Below are 19,915 nucleotides of genomic sequence, written 5' to 3'. Positions count from 1 at the left end.
CCTTCGGTGCGGGGCACGGCGCTCGGGCGCACCGTGCGGGGGGTGGGGAGCGTGCTGGTCACGGTCGGGACGGTCAGAGCCGGAACCGGGAGACCTGCGCGCGCAGCTGCTCGGAGACGTGGGCGAGCTCGCCGACGGCGGAGCTCATCTGCTCCATCGTGCGGGCGTTCTCCTGCGCCCCGGACGCGATCCCGGTGATGTTCCCCGCGATCTCGCTGGCGCCCGTGGCGGACTCCTGCACGCCGCGCGACATCTCGTTCGTCGTCGCGCTCTGCTCCTCGACCGCCGAGGCGATCGTCAGCTGGTAGTCGTTGATCTGCCCGATGATCTGCGTGATCTCGGCGATCGCGCCGACGGCGCCCTCGGTGTCTCCCTGGATGGCCTCGACGCGGCGCGCGATGTCCTCGGTCGCCTTCGCCGTCTCCTGCGCGAGCTCCTTGACCTCGCTCGCCACGACCGCGAAGCCCTTGCCGGCCTCACCGGCCCGTGCCGCCTCGATCGTCGCGTTCAGCGCCAGCAGGTTGGTCTGCTCCGCGATCGAGGTGATGACCTTGATGACGTTGCCGATCTCCTGCGAGGACGTGCCGAGCTGCCGCACCGTCTCGTTGGTGACGGCGGCCTGCTCGGTGGCCGCGTTCGCGACCTTCGCCGCCTCGTTCGAGTTCTGCGCGATCTCCCGGATCGACGCACCCATCTGCTCCGCACCCGCAGCCACCGTCTGCACGTTCTGCGACACCTGCTCCGCCGCCGACGCCACGACGCCGGCCTGCACGGCGGTCTCGTCCGAGCTCGCCGAGGACTGCGTCGCCATCCCGCCCAGCGCCCCGGCGGCGTCCGCCACCGTCTGCGCCGACTCGACCGTGCCCGCGATGAGCTCCCGCAGGTTCGCCTGGGTGCGCTCGAGGTCCACGGCGAGGCGCCCGATCTCGTCGCGGCCGGTGACGCCGGACGGCACGGTCAGGTCGCCGTCGCCCACGGCCGACAGCGACGTCGAGACGGCGGTGATCCGTCGGACGATGCCGCGCGCGGCGACGTAGGACAGGACGGTCGCCGCGAGGGCGCCCGCCACCGCGACGAGCACCGTCAGGAGGAACGACCGCGCGGCGACCTCGTCGGTCTCGGCCGCGAGCTCGGCCGCCTGGACGCCCTGCGAGGCTGTCTCGACCTGCATGGCCTCCATCACGTCCGTCGTCAGCGGGCGGATCGTGAAGTTGAAGTGCGACGCGAAGCCCGCCATGTCGCCCGAGTCCGCGAGGGGGAACAGCACGCCCTCCGCCGCGGCGTAGTACGCGTCGAGCGCGGCGACCATCGTGTCGACGTCGGCCTGGCTCACCGCGTTCTCGCGGTACGCCTCGATCTGCGAGTCCAGGTCGACCTTGCGCTCGACCAGCTCGTCGACCAGCGTGGCCCGGGTCTCCGCGTCGGCGATGCCGTACTGGATGACGCGTGCGCGGTCACCCTGGTAGGCGCGCTGGATCTCGGTGAGCTGCTGCAGCGGCGTGACGTTCCCGCTGTACATCGCGGCGGCGTCGGCCCGCAGCTGCGACATCGAGCCGAGCGCGACCGCGGTGATGACCCCGGTGACGGCGACCATCACGAGCACCGACGTGAGGATCTTGAAGAGCACCGGACGGTCGGCCCACAGACGCCGCCCGCCGTCGTCCTGCGACGGCGTCCGCTCCTCCTCGGCCCGGCGGCCTCCCCCGGGTGCGCCGCCCCCGGTCCCCGCCGCGGTGGGGGGGAACGTGCTGGACGACGCGGTGGCGTACCCCTGCGCGTGCGGCGGGTCCATCAGCTGAGTCACGTGAGATTCCTTCTCCCTGGTCCGGTCGACCCCCTGCGGGTCTCCGTGCACCGCCCGCCGGCCCTCCTGGCCGGGGGCGGGTCGATCAGTAGGCGAACTGCGACGCCCGGGCGCGCAGCTCGGTCGACATGCGCGCGAGCTCGGTGACGGAGGCCCGGATCTCCCCGAGGACCTCGGCGGTGGTCGTCGTGGCGGTCGCGATGCCGGTCATGCTCCCGGCGATCTCGCTGGCGCCCGTGGCGGACTCCTGCACGCCGCGCGACATCTCGTTCGTCGTCGCGGTCTGCTCCTCGACCGCCGAGGCGATCGTCAGCTGGTAGTCGTTGATCTGCCCGATGATGTCCGCGATCTCCCCGATCGCGTCCACCGCGCTCGCCGTGTCGCCCTGGATCGCCTCGACCCGGCGCGCGATGTCCTCGGTCGCCTTCGCCGTCTCCTGCGCCAGCTCCTTGACCTCGGACGCCACCACCGCGAAGCCCTTCCCGGCCTCACCCGCACGCGCCGCCTCGATCGTCGCGTTCAGCGCCAGCAGGTTCGTCTGCTCCGCGATCGAGGTGATCACCTTGATCACGTCACCGATCTCCTGCGACGACGTCCCCAGCTTCTGCACCGTCTCGTTCGTCGCCGCCGCACGATCGGTCGCCTTGTTCGCGACCTTCGCCGCCTCGTTCGAGTTCTGCGCGATCTCCCGGATCGACGCACCCATCTGCTCCGCACCCGCAGCCACCGTCTGCACGTTCTGCGACACCTGCTCCGCCGCCGACGCCACCACGCCCGACTGCGCCGACGACTGCTCCGTGGTCGCGACCAGCTGGGTGGTGGAGGCAGCCAGCTGCTCCGCGCTCGACGCGACCGCGGCGGTCACCTCGTTCACACTGCCGATCGTGGCCCGCAGCGAGGCGATCGAGCCGGCGAGGCTGTCGGTCATGCGGCCGAGCTCGTCCTGCGAGTCCGCCTCCGGGCGCACGGTGAGGTCGCCCGCACCGAGCGCGTCGACCGCCGAGCCGATGATGCGCACGTTGCGCATGATGCGGCGCACGACCACGATGGCGAGCCCGAACCCGACGGCGAGGCCCGCGACGAGGATGATGAGGATGAGCCGCTGCGTGCTGGCCGCGAGCTGGGCGACGTCCTCGTTCGCCTCGGCGGCCGCCGCGGCCTGCAGCTCGGTGAGCGCCGTGAGCGAGTCGTTGACGATGTCGGACATCGGCTGCATCGTCTCGTCGTAGTAGCGCTCGATGACGGCACGGTCCCCGCTGCGCACGACGCCGAGCCACTCGCCCCGGACCGTCGCGTTGTAGTCCGTGACCGCGGCCACGGCCGCGTCGACCGCCGCCGGGTCGGCCGCGACGGGACGCAGCGAGTCGAGAAGGTCCGTCGCGTCCGTCGCGAAGGTGTCGATCTCCGCGACCGTGGGGTCGAGCCGGTCGGGAGACAGCAGGCCCATCGCGGCGGTACGGGCCCGTGCGCCCTGGTACATGCGGTGGGCGGCGGCGAAGTCGACCATCGGCGCGACGCGCTCCCGGTACACCTGTGCCTGCTCGTCGGCGAGGGCGTTCACCTGGCCGGCTCCGATGACGCCGATGGCCGCGGCGGCGATCGCCATCACGCCGACGGCGGAGACGACCTTGGTGCGGATCGACAGGTCGCGCAGGCGACGTGTGCGGGTACGGGTGCTCATGACGGTGTCCTTCGGTCAGTACTGCGTGGAGGTCCTTCGGTGGGTTGCTGCGTGGTCCCGGGAGCGCTGGGCTCCGAGGTCGGGCGGCGGCCGGCGGTGGGGGCCGCGGGCCGCCGCCCTGGTCGGGGAAGCGCTCGCGATCAGTACGCGAACTGCGCGGCCCGGGCGCGGAGCTCGGCGGACATGCGCGCGAGCTCGGCGACGGCCCCGTTGATCTGGTCGAGCGCCGCGGTGTTGGACGACGCGGCGGTCGCGATGCCGGTGATCGTGTCCGCGATCTCGCTCGCGCCCGTGGCCGACTCCTGCACACCGCGCGACATCTCGTTCGTCGTCGCGGTCTGCTCCTCGACCGCCGAGGCGATCGTCAGCTGGTAGTCGTTGATCTGCCCGATGATGTCCGCGATCTCCCCGATCGCGTCCACCGCGCTCGCCGTGTCGCCCTGGATCGCCTCGACCCGGCGCGCGATGTCCTCGGTCGCCTTCGCCGTCTCCTGCGCCAGCTCCTTGACCTCGGACGCCACCACCGCGAAGCCCTTCCCGGCCTCACCCGCACGCGCCGCCTCGATCGTCGCGTTCAGCGCCAGCAGGTTCGTCTGCTCCGCGATCGAGGTGATCACCTTGATCACGTCACCGATCTCCTGCGACGACGTCCCCAGCTTCTGCACCGTCTCGTTCGTCGCCGCCGCACGATCGGTCGCCTTGTTCGCGACCTTCGCCGCCTCGTTCGAGTTCTGCGCGATCTCCCGGATCGACGCACCCATCTGCTCCGCACCCGCAGCCACCGTCTGCACGTTCTGCGACACCTGCTCCGCCGCCGACGCCACGGCGCCGGAGCGGGACGCGGTCTGCTCGGAGCTCTCCGAGAACTGGTGGCTCGTGGCCGACAGCTGCTCGGCCGCCGCGGCGACCGCCTCCGACGTGCCGGCGACCTCGCCGATGATGCCGCGCAGGTTCGTCTGCGCCGCCGTGAGCGCCGCGGCCATCTGCCCGAGCTCGTCACGGCTGTCCACGTCCGCGGGCACCGTCAGGTCCCCCGCCGCCAGCGCACCGATCGAGCGCTGCACCGTGCCCGCCGAGCGCCGGATGGTGTTCGCCACCCGCACGCCGAGCAGCAGGGAGAGCACCAGCCCGCCCGCGGCGAGCGCGATCATGATGAGGTCGGTCCGTGCCGCCTCGTCCGCCGCCTCGCCGGCGACGGTCCCGAGGTACTCGTACACGCCCGCGCTGGACGCACCGAGCGCGGCCCGGTAGTTGGCGATGATCTCGTCGTTCTCCGCCTGGACGTCCGCGGGCACCCCGCCCGCGTCGATGGCGGGCATGAGGGACGCGTCGCGGAAGGCGACCCACTCGGCCCACCGGGCCTTGAACTCGTTCCAGTTCGGCTCGTCGACGCCCGCGGCCTCGAGCACCGCGTCGATCGCCGTGATCTGGTCCGCCACGAGGCCGTCGGTCGCGTCCATCTGCGCGACCACCTTGGCGCGGGCCTCGCCCTCGACCAGCGGGTACTGGTAGGTGAGGCGCCACGCCTCCTGCGAGTGGTGGTCGACGAGCGCGTTGCTGCGCAGGAGCGAGTTCGCCACGTCGGTGACGGACTGGGTGCTCGCCGCGACGGAGTGCAGGCTCTTCAGCGCGAACCCGACGACGAGGACGAGGACGGCGGCGAGCACGCCGACCGCCACGAGGATCTTCGTGCGGATCGACAGGTCCGCGAAGCGGCGGCGACGGCGAGGGGCCGTGCGGGGGGTCGTCTCGTAGGTGGACATAGGGGTACTCCTTGGGAACGGGAAAGACTGCGGAAGAGGGGGTGGGGCGCTGCTCAGGACGCCGCGGCGTCGACGTCGAGCGCGAGCAGCAGCCGCTGGGGCAGCTTGTACGCCCCGAGGATCACGGCCTGCAGCTCCTCGGTGAGCGTCTGCGGCGGTGCCTCGAACTGCTCGGCGTCGACCTCGAGGACGTCGCCGATCTGGTCGACGAGCAGGCTCACGGTCTCGTCGCCGACGAAGACGACGACCATCATCTGGTCGTCGCCCCGGGCGGGCATGCCCAGCCGGCGCCGGAGGTCGACCGACAGCACGACCTGCCCGCGGAGGTTGACGAGACCGGCGACGTCGTCGGGTGCCAGCGGGACCCGCGTGCGCGTCCCGCCGGGGAGCACCTCCTGCACGCGGTCGACCGGGATGCCGCACAGGCGGTCGTCGAGCGTGAACGTCACGAGCTGGGTGGTCATCGGGCACCTGCCAGGGTCAGGCCGGAACCGGCCAGCGGGTCGTTGAGGTCGTCGAACCCGGCGCCACCCGTCTCGACGTCGTCGAAGAAGTCCGGGTCGGCGGCCTGGACCGCGCTGCGGACGTCGAGCAGCTCGGTGACGCGGTCCTTGAGGACCGTCGAGCCGAGGAGCCCGTGGTCGTCGATGTCGCTGTGCCGACGGGCGTCGTCCTCGACGATGTCGACGATCTCCGTGACGGCCATCGCGATGCTGCGCCCCGCACGGGTGTAGACCACGACGTCGATCTCGTCGGCGGGCAGTCCGCCGCCGGCACCGAGGAGCTGGTCGAGGCGCACGAGCGGCAGCAGCGCACCGCGGTACTGGAGCACCTCCCGCGCACCGACCCGCTCGATGGTGTCGGTCCGGATGCGCTCCAGCCGCGTCACCGCCTCCAGCGGGATCGCGACGCGGCGGTCCCCCGCCCCGACGACGAGGGTCTGCTCGCTGAGCACGACCTCGTCCGCGGTGTCCTGGACGTGCGCCCGGGCGAGGCTCGCGGCCTCCGCCGACAGCACGCGCCGCGCGATCGCCTGGAGGTCAAGGATGAGCGCCACGCCGCCGTCCCCGAGGACCGTGGCCCCGGAGTACATGCCGATCTGCTTGAGGCGGCTGGCGATCGCCTTGACGACGATCTCCTCCATGTTGAGGACCCGGTCGACGATGACGCCGAAGCGCTGCTCGTCGGCCTCGACGACGGCGATCACGCGGCCCTCGTCCTCCTGCTCCAGCCCGAGCACCTCGGCGAGCGAGATGAGCGGGAGCAGCGTGCCGCGCAGGCGGAAGACCGGGGCGGTGCCGACGTGCTCGATCTCGCCGTGCTGGTCGCCCAGCGCCACGAGCTCGAGGAGGCTCACCTGCGGGATCGCGTAGACGGAACCGCAGCAGGTCACCGTGAGCGCCGGCATGATCGCCAGCGTCAGCGGGATCCGCATGCGCCACGTCGTGCCGGTGCCGACCACGGACTCGACGTCGACCGAGCCGCCGATGGCCTCGATGTTCGTGCGCACGACGTCCATGCCGACGCCGCGGCCCGACACGTTGGTCACCTTGGCGGCGGTCGAGAACCCGGGCAGGAAGAGCAGGTCGAGCAGCTCGGGGGGCGACATGGCCGCGACGTCGGCCGCGGTGCGCAGCCCCTTGGAGACCGCGGCCCGGCCGACCTTGTCGTGGTCGATGCCGGCGCCGTCGTCGGAGATCTCGACGACGACCTGGCCGTTCGAGTGGTACGCGCGCAGCGTCACGAGACCCTGGGCGCGCTTGCCGGCGGCGACGCGCACGTCGGGCGGCTCGATCCCGTGGTCGACGGCGTTGCGCACCAGGTGCGTCAGCGGGTCCTTCACGGCCTCGAGCAGCGAGCGGTCGAGCTCGGTGTCCCCGCCGACCATCTCGATGCGCACGTCGCGCCCGAGCATCTTCGCGAGGTCGCGCACGACGCGCGGCATCTTCGACCACAGGTGCTCGATCGGCTGCATGCGCGTCTTCATGACGCCCTCCTGCAGCTCCGAGGCGATGAGGCTCAGGCGCTGGGCGGACCGCTTGGTGTCCTGGTCCTCGCCCTCGCCCGCGATGCGGTCGATCTGGTTGCGCACCAGCACGAGCTCGCCGACCTGGCGCATGAGGGTGTCGAGCAGGTCGACGTCCACGCGGATCGAGCCCTCGGCGGCGTTGCGCTGGTGCGTCTCGGTCTCCTCGGCGCGCGGCGCCGTCGAGCCCGGAGGCACGGTAGGTGCCGGTGGCACAGCTGCCGCGGGCACGGGCTCCGGTGCGACCTCGACCGGCACCTCGGTCGACGGCACCGCTGCCGTCGCGTCGGCGGGGGCCGCGTCGGCGGCGGCCGCCGGTGCCGCCTCGACCGCGTCCGGCGTCTCGTCCGGCGTCCCGTCCGGCGTCCCGTCCGGAACGGGTCCGACGGACGGTGCCGACGTGCCGTCCTGGACCGCGACGATCTGCTGCACCATCGGCTCGACGTCGAGGTCGTCCCCCGACCCCGACTCGACCCGGGCCAGGATCGCCCGCAGCGTGTCGACCAGCGCGAGCAGGACGTCCGCCGTGGGCTGGTCCATCTCCCGCTTGCCGTCGCGCAGCTCGGACAGGAGCGACTCGCCCACGTGGGACACGCGCTCCAGGTTGCCGAACCCGAGGAATCCGCTCGTGCCCTTGATCGTGTGCACCGTGCGGAAGATGCTGCTCAGCAGCGTGCGCGACGTCGGGTCGCTCTCGAGCGCCACGAGGTCCTGGTCGAGCTGGTCGAGGTTCTCGTAGGACTCCACCAGGAATTCGTGAACGATCTCGTCCATCTCGTCCAACGCAACCCTCCCCCTTGCCATCACTGGCATCATGTCCGTCGCCGGCTCCGGCGAGCGGTCCGGAGCTCCCTCCTGGTGCTCCGGCGACCGCCCGCCTTGCGGGGGCGATCACCGGGGACTGTCGGCGGGGCGGTGGGGTTCGTGGTGGGGTCGAGCGGGTGGTTTCCGGGGCCTACGCGCCGTTCTCCGAGGCGCCCCAGGAGACGGCGTACCCGCTCGCGTCGAGGGTCTTCTCGTGGGTGCGGAAGTGCTCCGCGCACAGCAGGAGCTCGCCGTGGTCGCCGACGCGCACGTGGACGCAGGCCCACGCGCCGCAGGCGTCGCAGCGGTGCTGCCAGGCGGGACGGACCGGCGCGGCGGGAGCCCTGTCCCCGGCGCGTGCGGCACCTGACGCGACGGTCGGGCAGACGAGGTCGACGACCTCCCAGGGGCGCCGCAGCGCCTTCACGCGGCGGTGGCCTTCTGCGCCGCGCGGTTGACCAGGCCCGCGGCCTCGGTCCGGGTCATGCCCTGCACCACGAGCTCGTCGACGAGGGACGCGATCTGCTCGTGCACGTCGACCGGCGTCAGCGGCTTCCCGGACCTCCGGCGCGCGAGCTCCTTGGTGAGCGGTGCGCAGCGCTCCGCGACGGTCTTCGCCCGCGTACGTGCGGGGATGGCGGGGCCCATGGGGTCTCCTTCCGTGGCCTCGTCCGACGAGGCCCTCGACGTTCGGTGTCCCTATGCAGACGGAGCGCCCCTCTCCCGGCGCGGACGGCGGGGAGAGGGGCGCTCCGTGGGCGGTGCGGGAGGGCGCTACACGGCCTGCTGGACGGCGTCCGACCGCTTGGCGCTCGTGCTCTGGCGCGCGTCGGCGACGAGCTCCGCGAGCGTGCCGCGCACCTGCGCGGGCGTGCGCCCGAGCGGGGTCCCCGGCAGCGCCGCGGCCGCGGCCAGGGTCCGCAGGTACCGCACGGAGTCACGCGTCGACTCGCCGGTCCCGCGGTCGGGGTCCCAGGCGGAGCGCGCCTCGTGCTCGTGCTCGAGGAAGACGGCGGTGAGGTCCGTGACCCAGGCCCCGTCGAGCTTGCAGCCGGCGACGGCGCGCTTGACGGCGACGCGCGTGCGGGACACGGCGGGACGGCCCGGCCGGGCACGGTCGGCGAGGACGTCGCGGACGAGCAGGTCGGCGATCTTCGCGCCGTACTCGTGCTCGGCGACCGTCTCGAGCTGGGTCTCGTCGAACGCGGCCCACAGCCGGCCGATCGCCTCGGCGCGGCGGCACCGCTGCGGGTCGAACCGGTCGACGACGGAGCGCAGGGCGAGCCCGGCGTCCTCCTCGACCCAGGTCAGCATGCGGGCGCGCACGTCGGGGTCGAGCGGACGTGCGAGCTCGGGCAGGTCGAAGGCGTCGCGGATGGCGGACGCGTCGATGTGGGTGCGCAGCACGCCGCGCTGGCGCGCCGCGGCGCTGCCGTGCGCGTCGTAGAGCCGGTCGAGCCGCTCGTTGCGGCCCGCGTCGAGCACCTCCGCGGCCGGGTCGGGCACGACGGGCAGCTCGTGGACCAGTCCCGCCAGGCGCCCCTCGGCGTCGATCGTGCCCTCGAGGAGCTCGGTGGAGACGATCTGCCCGACCTTGCGCGCCGAGCGGACGCTGCGCAGGAGCGTACGGTGCATGAGCGTGTAGTCGCCGAGCGCCTGGCGGATGGAACCGGCCGCGCTCGCGCCGTCGGCGAACACCTCGAGGTCGAAGAACTTCGTGCCGTTGCGGCCGGTGGAGTCGCCCTCCGCCCCGTCGACGCTGGGCAGGTCGAGGATCTTGCGCGTGTAGAAGTCCACCGCGGCCTCGACCATGTCGTCGTGCAGGAAGCGCGCGATGTTGTGCCGGTGGCAGTAGCGCAGCGTCTCCGACCGGACGATGCCGGTCCGGAACGTCGCCTCGTAGATCCTCATGCGGGCCTCGCGCTCGGCGAGGGTCCCCGCGCGCACGCGCAGCGCGAGCTCCGTGGTCGTCCGGTCGAGCTCGTCGCTCGCACGGTCGTGCAGCGGGCGGACCACGGCGTTGTCGGTGGCGGCGGACACGATCTCCATGCCAAGCGTGTGTGCGGCTGAATCACGAAAATCGGCCGCTCGCGACCGGAGAATACTGTGACGTCGGTCACACCAGCGCGTGGTCCCGCGGCCGGCCGGGCGTCGCGCAGCGGAGCAGGCTGGTCACCGCGGGAACGGCATAGGCCCGTCCGACACGACAATGACGGCACCAGGAGAAAGGGCGATCCGTGGAGCACAGGCGCCGCACGCTCGACGTCGGGCCGGGAGAGCATCTCCTGCTGCCCACGTCGGCGCTCGACACGGTCGAGCGGCTGCAGATGTGGCGCGCCTTCACGGGCCTGGCCGAGGACGAGGTGCTGCTCTCGCCCCTGTCGGCCACCCCGCTCCCGATGCCCTGGACCGTACCAGCAGGGCACCGGCGCTGGCCGGCGCTGCGACCCGAGGCGATGTGGCACCCGCTCCTGTGGCTGCCGGGTCGGCTGCGGGCGCCGAGCATCCTGCGCGACCCGGTGACCGGCGAGGCGTGGGGCGAGACGTACGACGAGTGGACGCTGCGCGTGGTCCTCGAGCTGTCCGAGTCGAGCCCCGTCGTCATCGAGGACCGTCGCTGGGTGCTCCTGCACGACCACGCCCACGGGCGGTTCGTGCGCCCGGCCGGGCCTGAGGACGACAGCCTCGTGCCGCTGTTCGACGCCCGGACCGGTACGTGGCTCGACGTCCTGTCCACGGTCGGCCTGGACGTCGACGACCCGCACGACCTCGACCGCGTCACGGCCTGGCTCGCGGGGGCGGACGACGACGCCCTGGACTCCGTCGACCTCGACCGGTACCTGCGGGCGCAGGACCGCGACCCGACGTGGGCCCTCGACCGCGCCCACCGGCCGCTCGCGGGCGCGGACGGGACGCGGACCTACGTGGAGGACCTACGGGACGCGTCGTCGGCGCTCGTCGCGCGCGAGCTGTCCGACCGGGCGGCGGAGCTCGCGGACGCGCACCTGCCGGCGCACGAGCTGGGCCGCCGGGCGGGCACGCTCGCGCGGGTCGCGTCCACGTTGCTGTCACCCCACGACGACGTCGCCGAGGACCTCGGGCTCGCGCTCGGCCTCGTCACCGCGAGCGCCGAGCGGGCGTCGACGCCGGCGCGGGCGCTCGGGGCCGTGGCCGACCTGCGGGCGCTGCTCGGCTCGGTCGTGGAGACCGCCGCCGTCGGGCTCGACCGTGTCGCGCTGCGCGTGGAGATCGAGACGGCCGAGGTGCTCGGTCAGGTCGCGACGCTCTCGGGGCCCGCAGCGCTCTGAGGGCACTCCTGCGGGTGGGCACTCCCCCGGTGCGGCGCGCCGCTCGCCCGCCCGCTCACGCGTCGTCGGGCGCGTGCTTCTCGAGGAACGCGTAGACCTCGGTCGCGTCGACGCCGGGGAAGGCGCCGCTCGGCAGCGCCGAGAGCACGTGCTGGTGCATGCGGGCGCTCGGCCACGCGGCGTCCTGCCAGCGGGCGGCGGCCTCGGCGGCAGGGCGCCGGCAGCACGCCTCGTCGGGGCAGCCGGACTGCCGCCGGACCGTCGTGCCGCGGCCGCGGAACCACTTCGCCGAGGCGAACGGCACCCCGACGGCGAGCGCGAACTGCCCCGTCGCCGTCGTCCCCGTCTGGGTCGAGCACCAGTACGTGCCCGCCGGGGTGTCGGTGTACTGGTAGGACTCCGTCGCGCGGTCGCGCCGCGCGAGCGCCTCGCGCACGGCCCAGCGCCGGCACACCATCTGGCCCTCGATGGCGCCGGTCACGTCGGCGGGCAGGGGCAGGCCGTCGTTCGCGTAGCCGCGGAACAGCGCGCCGTCGTCCCCGACGCGCAGGAAGTGCAGCGGGATGCCGAGGTGCACCGTCGCGAGGTTCGTGAACCGCTGCGCCGCGGCCTCGTGCGTCACGCCGAACGCGTCGCGCAGGTCCTCGACGGCGAGGTCCTTCTCGCGCTTGCGCCGCTCGAGGAAGTCGACGGCGGCGGACTGCGGGATGAGGCAGCACGCCGCGAAGTACGTGATCTCGACGCGCTGACGCAGGAACTCCGCGTAGGAGCGCGGTCGCTCGTGCCCGAGCACGCGGTGCGCGATCGCCTGCAGCGCGAGCGAGCGCAGCCCGTGGCCGCCCGGGATCGAGGCCGGCGGCAGGTAGATACGGCCGTGCCGCAGGTCGGTCACGGTGCGCGCGGAGTGCGGCAGGTCGTCGACGTGCCAGATCGTGAACCCGAGCTGCTCGGCCATGCGCGACACCGTCCGGTGCGTGAGCGCACCGACCGTGTACCCGGCCTTGCGGGCCATCGACTCCGCGAGCTCCTCGATCTCCGGGTAGTGGTTGTCGCGGGCCTGGCGCTCGAGGCGCAGCTCGGTGTTGGCCCGCCGCGCCTCCTCCGGCGTCGCGATCGCCTCGGTCGCACGCCGCTGGAGCTCGGTGTGCAGGCCGACGAGGTTCTCGAGCACCGGCAGCGGCAGCTTCTGGCCTGCCCGCACGGACGGCAGCCCGAGGGAGGCGAACAGCGGGCCGCGCTGCGCGCGGTCCAGCGCGATCTCCAGCGCGGCGCGGCGCGACGGCGGCTCGTCGGTGAGCAGGTCCGGCACCGGCACGTCGAGCGCGCGGGCGATCTGCTGCAGGAGCGACAGGCGCGGCTCGCGACGGCCGTTCTCCACCATGGACAGCAGGCTCGGCGCGGTCCCGACGGCTTCGCCGAGCGCGTCGAGGGTGAGGCCGCGCGCGGTGCGGAAGTGCCGCACGCGGCGGCCCAACGTGATGAGGTCCGCGTGGTCCGCGGGCCTGTCCTCGTCGGGGACCGACGTCGTCCGGGGCGCCATCGCTTCACGGTACGTCAAGAAGCGCGATTCTTCACGGCTCCTACGGTGGAAAGGCGGTCTCGGCGCCACGAGGCTGGAAAGGGCCGGACCACCTCGGCCCGACCGCTCGCCCACCACCCGCAGGGAGACCGACCCATGACCGCGACCGCGAACCCCCGCCGTACCCGCCACGCCGCGCTGCTCGACGACGTCGAGACCGAGCTCGCGGAGCACGTCGCTGCGCCGGCGGGCGGTGGCCGAGCCGCAACCGACCGTCGCCCCCAGGACGCGCGCGCCTGGGTGGACGACGTCGCGGCGCTGACCGAGCCGGACGAGGTCGTGTGGTGCGACGGCTCGGCCGAGGAGAAGCAGCGCCTGGTCCGGCTCATGGTCGAGGCCGGCACGCTCCTCCCTCTCGACCCCGAGAAGCGCCCGGGCAGCTACCTCGCCCGGTCGGACCCGGGCGACGTCGCCCGCGTCGAGTCGCGCACGTTCATCTGCTCGCGCGAGGAGGCCGACGCCGGCCCGACGAACAACTGGCGCGAGCCCGAGGCGATGCGCGCCGAGCTGCGCGACGTGTTCGCCGGCTCGATGCGCGGCCGGACGATGTACGTCGTCCCGTTCTCGATGGGCCCGGTGGGCGGGCCCCTCTCGCAGGTCGGCGTCCAGGTCACGGACTCGCCGTACGTCGTCGTGAGCATGGGGGTCATGACGCGCGTCGGCCGCGAGGTCGTGGACCTCGTCGACGCCGGGGAGCCGTTCGTCCCGGCCGTGCACTCGGTCGGGATGCCGCTCGTCGTCGGTCGGGGCACCGAGGCCACGCGCGTGGACGACGTCGCATGGCCCTGCAACGAGACGAAGTACGTCGCGCACTTCCCCGAGACCCGCGAGATCTGGTCGTACGGGTCGGGCTACGGCGGCAACGCGCTGCTCGGCAAGAAGTGCTTCGCGCTGCGGATCGCGTCCGCCATGGCGCGCGACGAGGGCTGGCTCGCCGAGCACATGCTCGTGATCCGGGTGACGTCGCCCGAGGGTCGCCGCTACCACCTCGCCGCCGCGTTCCCGTCGGCGTGCGGCAAGACCAACCTCGCGATGCTGCGCCCCACGCTCCCCGGCTGGACGGTCGAGACGATCGGCGACGACATCGCGTGGCTGCGCACCGGGCCCGACGGGCGCCTGCGCGCCATCAACCCGGAGGCGGGCTTCTTCGGCGTCGCGCCGGGAACGGGCCCGGACACGAACCCGGCGGCCGTCGAGACGTTCGCGCGGGACACGATCTTCACCAACGTCGCGCTGACCGACGACGGCGACGTCTGGTGGGAGGGGCTGACCTCCGAACCGCCGAGCCACCTGGTCGACTGGACCGGTCGGGACTGGACGCCGGCCGACGGCGCGGCCGGCCGCCCGGCCGCGCACCCGAACTCGCGCTTCACCGTCGCCGCCGCGCAGTGCCCGACCATCGCCGACACGTGGGAGGACCCCGACGGCGTGCCGATCGACGCGATCGTCTTCGGCGGGCGCCGGGCGTCGAACGTGCCGCTCGTCGCACAGGCGTACGGGTGGGAGCACGGGGTGCTCATGGGCGCCACGGTCTCGTCGGAGCGGACCGCCGCGGCCGAGGGCACCGTCGGCGAGCTGCGTCGCGACCCTTTCGCCATGCTGCCGTTCTGCGGCTACAACATGGCCGACCACTGGGCGCACTGGCTGCGCGTCGGCGCGTCGATCGAGCCGGACGAGCGGCCCAAGATCTTCCAGGTGAACTGGTTCCGCAAGGACGCGGACGGTCGGTTCCTGTGGCCCGGGTTCGGCGAGAACGTGCGGGTGCTCGCGTGGATCGCCGCGCAGGTCGACCGCGCGCACGGCGTGCGGACCGACTGCGGCGCGGTGAAGAGCGCCGTCGGCCTCCTGCCGGCCCCTGGCTCGCTGCGCACCGACGGGCTCGACCTGCCCGACGGCGCGCTCGACGCCCTCTTCGAGGTCGCCCCCGAGCCGTGGCTCGCGGAGACCGCGCTGACCGCGGAGTTCTTCGACACGTTCGGCGACCGGGTGCCGAACGCGCTGCGGGACCAGCTCGCCCGGCTGCGCGAGCGGCTCGGGGCCTGACCGGGCGACGGCCGACCCTTGTGGACGGTTCCCGCGCGTCACTAGGGTCCACGTCATGGTCGAGCGCCGCCGCTGGCAGGCCGAGGCCGGACGGCTCGGCAACGCCGACCCGTCCGACCCGACCGGCTGGTTCGAGAAGCTCTGGTCCGCCGCCGGGCGCGGCGACGTCGCCGTGCCGTGGGACCACGACGACCCGCACCCGGTGCTGGCCGCGTGGCTCGACGACCGCGGCCTCTCCCCCGCCGGCCGGACCGCCGTCGTGGTGGGGTGCGGGCTGGGTGCCGACGCCGAGCACCTGTCCCGGCTCGGATGGGCGACGACGGCGTTCGACGTCTCGCCCTCCGCGGTCGCTGCGGCGCGCGCCCGTCACCCCGGCTCGGCGGTCACCTACGCCGTCGCGGACCTGCTGCACCTGCCGCCCGCGTGGCGCGGCGGGTTCGACCTGGTCGTCGAGATCTACACCGTGCAGGCGGTGAACCGCAGCGTGCGCGGGGAGCTCACCGCCGGGGTGCGCTCGCTCGTGGCGCCGGGCGGGACCCTGCTCGTGCTCCAGTCCGTGGCCCACGAGGACGACGAGGACGGCCCGCCCTGGCTCCTGACCCGGGCGGAGATCGACGCCTTCGCCGCGGACGGGCTGTCGGCCGTGTCGGTCGACGAGCTCGCGTTCGAGGACCCTCCCGGCCGCCGCGGGCTCTGGCGCGCGGAGCTCCACCGCGCCTGACCCTCGGGCGTCGTCGTCAGCCGCCGAGGATGTTGTTGGCGGTCGCGGTCCCGAGGAGTCCGAGCGGCACGGTCGCCGCGAGGGCGAGCGGGACCAGCCACCGCTGGCGGGGGCTGCGGGCGAGCGCGACCGCGCAGACCACGCCGACCGCGCACATGATGGCGCCGGAGGCGCCCTGCCACGGGAACATCTGCCAGCGCATCAGGCCCTCGCTCACGAGCACGCCGCCGAGCAGGGCGACGCCCGTGACCTGGCGCCAGGCGACGTCGGACCGCCACCACGCGCCGGCGAGGCCGAAGACCGCGCCACCGACGAGCGCGCCGCCGAGCCAGAACGCGAGGATGCGGGCGTCCGAGGGCACGTCGTGCAGCGTGCGCGCGCCGTAGTAGCCGGCCATCAGCATCGTCTCCGCGCCGACGCCGAGCGCGACCGCCGCCACCGGCCGGCGCACGAGGGCGCCGGCGGCGAACGCGACCGCGACCCACGCGGCGACCGAGTTGGCCCACATGGCCCACGGGTCGACGAGCACCCCCTGCAGCCACTCGGTGAGCACGCCGAGGGCCAGCGCCGCGGCGAGCACGGCCGCGGCCCGCCCGAGCGGCACGCGGGCGGGCACGGGGGCGGGGACGGGAGCGAGCACCGGGGCGGGGCGTGCGGCCGGAGCGGTCCGGCGGGGCGAGGTCGCGGTCACGACACCCAGCGAACACCGCCGGGCCGTGCGCCGGCGTCCTCCCCGGGACGGGTTCGGTGTCCTCCTCCAGGTGGACGGCACGGTCGTGCCCGGACCACCGCGGAGCTCTCTCGCCGACGATGTCGATCCGTCCCTTACCTGTTCGACCTGTGGGTGAGAGGGTCGGAGGACCGACCCGCCGACACGGGAGACGAACCATGAAGTACATGCTCATCATGCGCAGCACCGACGAGGCCGCCGCAGTGTTCGAGAACGTCTCGTTCGACGAGATGCTCGACGCGATGGGGCGCTTCAACGACGAGCTGATCCGCGCGGGCGTCCTCCTCGCCGCCGAGGGACTGGAGGACGCGAGCAAGGGCGTGGTGGTCGACTTCTCGTCCGAGACGCCCGTGGTCACCGACGGCCCGTACGGCGAGACCAAGGAGCTGTTCGGGGGCTACTACGTGCTCGACGTCGCGTCGCAGGAGGAGGCGGTCGAGTGGGCCAAGCGCATGCCGATGACGGTCCCGGGCACCAAGATCGAGATCCGCCGCGTGCCGACGATCGACGAGTTCCCGCAGGACAACGAGTGGATCCGCAAGGAGAAGGCGTGGCGGGAGTCGACGGGCCAGCTGTGAGCGCGCCCCCGCGGGCCGCGCGCGCCGGCCGGGCGGGAGAGCCCGGCCGCCGCGCCGTCGAGGCGGTGTGGCGCATCGAGTCCGCCCGCGTCGTGGGGGCCCTCGCCCGGTACACGGGCGACGTCGCGCTCGCGGAGGACGTCGCGCAGGAGGCTCTCGCGGAGGCGCTCGTGGCCTGGCCGCGCGACGGCGTCCCCGCCAGCCCTGCCGGCTGGCTGCTCGCCGTGGGGCGCCGGCGCGCGATCGACGCGTTCCGGCGGCGCGCCGCGCTCGACGAGCGGTACGCCGCCCTCGCCCGCGGCCTGGACGACGGCGGCACCGCGGCGGGCGCGACGTCGGGCACGTCGTCCGGCACGGGCGACGCCGACATCCTGTGGGACCCCGACCGGGTCGACGACGACGTGCTCGCCCTCGTGCTCGTCGCGTGCCACCCGGTGCTCTCGCGCGAGGCGCAGGTCGCCCTGACGCTGCGCGTCGTGGCCGGCCTGTCCAGCGACGAGATCGCGCGAGCGTTCCTCGTGCCGACCGCGACCGTCCAGGCCCGGATCACGCGGGCCAAGAAGACGCTCGCCGCCGCGGGCGTCCCGTTCGCCGTCCCCCCGCGCGAGGAGCGCCCCGAGCGCCTCGGCGGCGTGCTCGCCGTGCTGTACGTGATCTTCACGGAGGGCTCGACCGCGACGTCGGGCGACGAGTGGCTGCGCCCCGACCTCGCGCACGAGGCGCTGCGGCTCGCGCGCGTGCTCGTCGGGCTCGTCCCCGACGAGCCGGAGGCGCACGCGCTCCTCGCGCTGCTCGAGCTCACCGCGGCGCGCTTCCCCGCCCGCACCGGCCCCGACGGCGAGCCCGTCCTGCTCGCGGACCAGGACCGGCGCCGGTGGGACCGGTCCGCGGTCCGGCGCGGTCGTGCGGCGCTCGCCCGGGCCGACGCCCACGGTCGCGGCCGGGGTGCGTACGGGCTCCAGGCGGCGATCGCGGAGTGCCACGCCGTCGCGCCGTCCGTCGCGGAGACCGACTGGGAGCGCGTGGTGCTGCTCTACGAGGCGCTCGGCCGCGTCGCGCCGTCCCCCGTGGTCGACCTCAACCGCGCGGTGGCCGTCGCGATGGCGCAAGGGCCGCAGGAGGCGCTGGACATCGTCGACGAGCTCGTGGCGGCCGACCGCCTGTCCGGGTTCCACCTGCTGCCGAGCGTGCGCGCCGAGCTGCTCGGCCGGCTCGGCCGGGTCGACGAGGCGCGCGCGGAGTACGACCTCGCCGTGCGCCTGTGCCCGAACCCGCGCGAGCGCGACCTGCTGCGGCGCAAGTCCGCGGCCCTGCGGCCCTGAGGCTCAGTCCGCGGCGCTGTACGACCTCCCGGGCCAGTACGCCCACTCCTCGAAGTGCGACACGCGACCGTCGGGAGCGAACCGCAGGAGCCACAGGTCGCGGTACTCCTGCTCGCGCGGCGCGGTGTAGCGCACCTCGAGCCGGACGACGGCGGAGTCCGCCTCGACGGCCACCGGCTCCCCTGTCGCGGTGAACGACGCGTCCTCGTCCACGGTCCAGAAGCCGCGGATCGCGTCGTGCCCGTGCAGCGGCTCCTCGTCGTACGGCGAGCGGAGGTACGTCGCGTCCTCGGTGAAGAGCCGTGCCACCGCGTCCGGGTCGCTCGCGCGCCACGCCGACACGTACGCCCCCACCCACGCCATGACCTCGTCGCGCGTCATCGCAGGGCCTCCGTGCGGTCCACGAGGTCCGAGCTCGGGACGCCGTGCTCGTACCCCTGCGTCCACGCGCCGTCCCGGCGCCGGTTCGTGTGCTCGAGCCACGTGCTCAGCGCGGCGACCGTCGAGATGCCGCAGCGCGGGCGCCCGTCCGGGAGTGCCGGGGCGTCGTCGCGACCGGTGAGCTGCAGGTCCTGCGTGGCCATGACCTGCTTGCGCACGACGCGGCCGGTGGCGTCGCGTCGTGTGTCCGTGCCGCGCCCGTCGTCCGCGACGGAGACCGACCCGTCGTCGTGGACGGTGACGACGGCGGTGCCCCGCGCGCCGCGGCTCTCAGCCTCCTCGTCGGCGTAGGCGAGGACCTCGAGGACGAGGTGCTCGAGGCCGACCGGCGCCGCCCCGGCGTCCTGGCGCACCTGGTCGAGGTGCCCGTGGTCGACGTCGCGCGCCCCGTCGTGCGTCGTGCTGACCCGGTCCCGCGGATCGCTCGCCATGCACCGACACTACCGACTCGGGCGCGGACGCGGTGGGAGAGAATCGATGCCGTGAACCTCCCACCCGACCCCGCCGCGGACTGGCGCCCGCACGTCGCCGACCCGGCCGACCGCCCGGCGTCGGCCCTGCCGCACGTCGTGTTCTTCGAGCCGCGCATCCCCGGGAACACCGGCAACGCGATCCGCCTCGCCGCGGTGACCGGGTCGCGCCTGCACCTCGTGGAGCCGCTCGGCTTCGACCTCGACGAGCCGAAGCTCCGCCGGGCCGGCCTCGACTACCACGACCTCGCCGCCGTGGAGGTGCACGCCGACCTCGATGCCGCGCTCGCGACGCTGCCCGGGCGGGTCTTCGCGTTCACCACGCGCGCGACGACGTCGTACACCGACGTCGCCTACCGCCCCGACGACGTCCTGCTCTTCGGCCCCGAGCCCACCGGGCTGCCGGACGAGGTCCTCGCCCACGCGCGCGTGACGGACCAGCTGAAGATCCCCATGCTTGCCGGCCGGCGCTCGCTCAACCTCACGAACGCGGCGTCGATCGCGGTCTACGAGACGTGGCGGCAGGCGGGGTTCGCAGGCGGCGCCTGAGCCGCCCCTCCCGGACGGCCGGCCGCGCGACGACGGCCTTCCGCGCGCGAGAACGGGGTTGGTGGGGGGCAGCCGGGGGGGGCCGCCACCACCCCC

18 protein-coding genes are annotated in these 19,915 nt (G+C 74.0%); 6 read left to right on the top strand and 12 right to left on the bottom strand.

Translation table 11 applies throughout. The features are described from left to right. Positions 1–73 precede the first annotated feature (73 nt). From ACFTZA_RS14680 to ACFTZA_RS14645, 8 genes are all read right to left on the bottom strand, one after another. A complete protein-coding gene (locus ACFTZA_RS14680) occupies positions 74–1,804 on the bottom strand; it encodes a methyl-accepting chemotaxis protein (protein ID WP_378196305.1) in 1,731 nt (576 codons plus the stop codon). A gap of 85 nt (positions 1,805–1,889) precedes the next feature. Further along, on the bottom strand, positions 1,890–3,485 hold the full coding sequence (locus ACFTZA_RS14675) for a methyl-accepting chemotaxis protein (protein WP_378196303.1): 1,596 nt from the start codon (positions 3,483–3,485) through the stop codon (positions 1,890–1,892). Positions 3,486–3,625: 140 nt separating this feature from the next. Continuing rightward, on the bottom strand, positions 3,626–5,248 hold the full coding sequence (locus tag ACFTZA_RS14670; protein ID WP_378196300.1) for a methyl-accepting chemotaxis protein: 1,623 nt from the start codon (positions 5,246–5,248) through the stop codon (positions 3,626–3,628). Between the two features lie 53 nt (positions 5,249–5,301). Then, positions 5,302–5,712 (bottom strand): chemotaxis protein CheW, encoded by a 411-nt coding sequence (locus ACFTZA_RS14665; protein ID WP_378196297.1) that lies wholly within the window; start codon positions 5,710–5,712, stop codon positions 5,302–5,304. Then, the gene (locus ACFTZA_RS14660) at positions 5,709–8,048 is read right to left on the bottom strand and encodes a chemotaxis protein CheA (RefSeq protein WP_378196293.1); all 2,340 of its coding nucleotides are present in this window, start codon (positions 8,046–8,048) and stop codon (positions 5,709–5,711) included. The genes ACFTZA_RS14665 and ACFTZA_RS14660 overlap by 4 nt, the downstream gene beginning before the upstream one ends. Before the next feature lie 181 nt (positions 8,049–8,229). Beyond that, on the bottom strand, positions 8,230–8,505 hold the full coding sequence (locus ACFTZA_RS14655) for a hypothetical protein (protein WP_378196291.1): 276 nt from the start codon (positions 8,503–8,505) through the stop codon (positions 8,230–8,232). Beyond that, the gene (locus ACFTZA_RS14650; protein WP_378196288.1) at positions 8,502–8,726 is read right to left on the bottom strand and encodes a hypothetical protein; all 225 of its coding nucleotides are present in this window, start codon (positions 8,724–8,726) and stop codon (positions 8,502–8,504) included. The genes ACFTZA_RS14655 and ACFTZA_RS14650 overlap by 4 nt, the downstream gene beginning before the upstream one ends. Positions 8,727–8,852: 126 nt before the next feature. Then, on the bottom strand, positions 8,853–10,127 hold the full coding sequence (locus ACFTZA_RS14645; RefSeq protein ID WP_378196285.1) for a hypothetical protein: 1,275 nt from the start codon (positions 10,125–10,127) through the stop codon (positions 8,853–8,855). Positions 10,128–10,315: 188 nt separating this feature from the next. Between ACFTZA_RS14645 and ACFTZA_RS14640 the strand changes: the two genes are divergently transcribed. Beyond that, the gene (locus tag ACFTZA_RS14640; protein ID WP_378196282.1) at positions 10,316–11,386 is read left to right on the top strand and encodes a hypothetical protein; all 1,071 of its coding nucleotides are present in this window, start codon (positions 10,316–10,318) and stop codon (positions 11,384–11,386) included. A gap of 55 nt (positions 11,387–11,441) precedes the next feature. Here ACFTZA_RS14640 and ACFTZA_RS14635 read toward each other — a convergent pair whose 3' ends face one another. Then, on the bottom strand, positions 11,442–12,926 hold the full coding sequence (locus ACFTZA_RS14635; RefSeq protein WP_378196280.1) for a helix-turn-helix domain-containing protein: 1,485 nt from the start codon (positions 12,924–12,926) through the stop codon (positions 11,442–11,444). A gap of 135 nt (positions 12,927–13,061) precedes the next feature. Here ACFTZA_RS14635 and ACFTZA_RS14630 point away from each other — a divergent pair, with 135 nt between their 5' ends. Both ACFTZA_RS14630 and ACFTZA_RS14625 read left to right on the top strand, forming a co-directional pair. Then, positions 13,062–15,008: a phosphoenolpyruvate carboxykinase (GTP) gene (locus tag ACFTZA_RS14630; RefSeq protein WP_378196277.1), complete on the top strand. Its 1,947-nt coding sequence runs from the start codon at positions 13,062–13,064 to the stop codon at positions 15,006–15,008. 55 nt (positions 15,009–15,063) lie between these two features. Continuing rightward, a complete protein-coding gene (locus ACFTZA_RS14625) occupies positions 15,064–15,729 on the top strand; it encodes a class I SAM-dependent methyltransferase (RefSeq protein WP_378196274.1) in 666 nt (221 codons plus the stop codon). A 16-nt stretch (positions 15,730–15,745) separates the two neighbouring features. Here the strand turns inward: ACFTZA_RS14625 and ACFTZA_RS14620 are convergent, their stop codons facing one another. Next, positions 15,746–16,420, bottom strand: coding sequence for a DUF6518 family protein (locus tag ACFTZA_RS14620; protein WP_378196271.1), 675 nt, complete (start codon positions 16,418–16,420; stop codon positions 15,746–15,748). 197 nt (positions 16,421–16,617) lie between these two features. On the opposite strand from ACFTZA_RS14620, the gene ACFTZA_RS14615 reads away from it, so the two are divergent. Both ACFTZA_RS14615 and ACFTZA_RS14610 read left to right on the top strand, forming a co-directional pair. Further along, on the top strand, positions 16,618–17,037 hold the full coding sequence (locus ACFTZA_RS14615; RefSeq protein ID WP_378196268.1) for a YciI family protein: 420 nt from the start codon (positions 16,618–16,620) through the stop codon (positions 17,035–17,037). Next, positions 17,034–18,359, top strand: a complete 1,326-nt coding sequence (locus tag ACFTZA_RS14610; RefSeq protein WP_378196533.1) for an RNA polymerase sigma factor — start codon at positions 17,034–17,036, stop codon at positions 18,357–18,359. Before ACFTZA_RS14615 ends, ACFTZA_RS14610 begins: the two co-directional genes overlap by 4 nt. A gap of 3 nt (positions 18,360–18,362) precedes the next feature. Here ACFTZA_RS14610 and ACFTZA_RS14605 read toward each other — a convergent pair whose 3' ends face one another. Both ACFTZA_RS14605 and ACFTZA_RS14600 read right to left on the bottom strand, forming a co-directional pair. Next, entirely contained in the window at positions 18,363–18,740 is a 378-nt protein-coding gene (locus ACFTZA_RS14605; protein ID WP_378196265.1) for a YybH family protein, read from the bottom strand. Further along, a complete protein-coding gene (locus tag ACFTZA_RS14600; protein ID WP_378196262.1) occupies positions 18,737–19,231 on the bottom strand; it encodes a hypothetical protein in 495 nt (164 codons plus the stop codon). The genes ACFTZA_RS14605 and ACFTZA_RS14600 overlap by 4 nt, the downstream gene beginning before the upstream one ends. Positions 19,232–19,357: 126 nt before the next feature. Here ACFTZA_RS14600 and ACFTZA_RS14595 point away from each other — a divergent pair, with 126 nt between their 5' ends. Continuing rightward, entirely contained in the window at positions 19,358–19,819 is a 462-nt protein-coding gene (locus ACFTZA_RS14595) for a tRNA (cytidine(34)-2'-O)-methyltransferase (RefSeq protein WP_378196530.1), read from the top strand. The last annotated feature ends 96 nt before the right edge of the window (positions 19,820–19,915 follow it).

The organism is Cellulosimicrobium sp. NPDC057127, from assembly GCF_042670945.1.
In the GTDB taxonomy this organism is placed as follows: Bacteria; Actinomycetota; Actinomycetes; order Actinomycetales; family Cellulomonadaceae; genus Cellulosimicrobium.
Note: the sequence above shows the minus strand (reverse complement) of the source record. Positions and strands in the feature narration are given on the sequence as shown.